This is a genomic window from Erwinia sp. S38 (genome assembly GCF_016624545.1).
Lineage (GTDB): Bacteria > Pseudomonadota > Gammaproteobacteria > Enterobacterales > Enterobacteriaceae > Erwinia > Erwinia coffeiphila.
Genome location: NZ_JACVTS010000086.1, coordinates 1 through 309, shown reverse-complemented (window position 1 = coordinate 309; position 309 = coordinate 1). Strand labels below are relative to the sequence as shown.

Sequence of the window (309 nt, the reverse complement as noted above, 5' to 3'; positions counted from 1 at the left end):
CCCGTAATGCTCAGGCCGTCAGCGGCCACTTCCAGATCGTCAACCTGTGCCGGAGGCGTGGTATCGCCCGCGTCAACGGTCGCCGGATCGGACGGGTTGCCCGCTTCGTCGGTTTGGGTAACGGAGAGGGTTTCGCCGTTGGTCTGAGGAATATTCAGGCTTACGGTGAAGTTACCGTCTTCGCCCACTACGGTGCCCGGGAGGCTGATCACGTTGCCGTCAGCATCACGAACGGTGATGGAGGCACCCGGTTCGCCAGTACCCGTAATGCTCAGGCCGTCAGCGGCCACTTCCAGATCGTCAACCTGT

At 61.8% G+C, this 309-nt stretch carries 1 protein-coding gene; it reads right to left on the bottom strand.

The window, feature by feature from the left end:
- On the bottom strand, positions 1–309 hold a 309-nt coding region (locus IBT46_RS27110), incomplete at both ends, for an Ig-like domain-containing protein (RefSeq protein WP_200548138.1).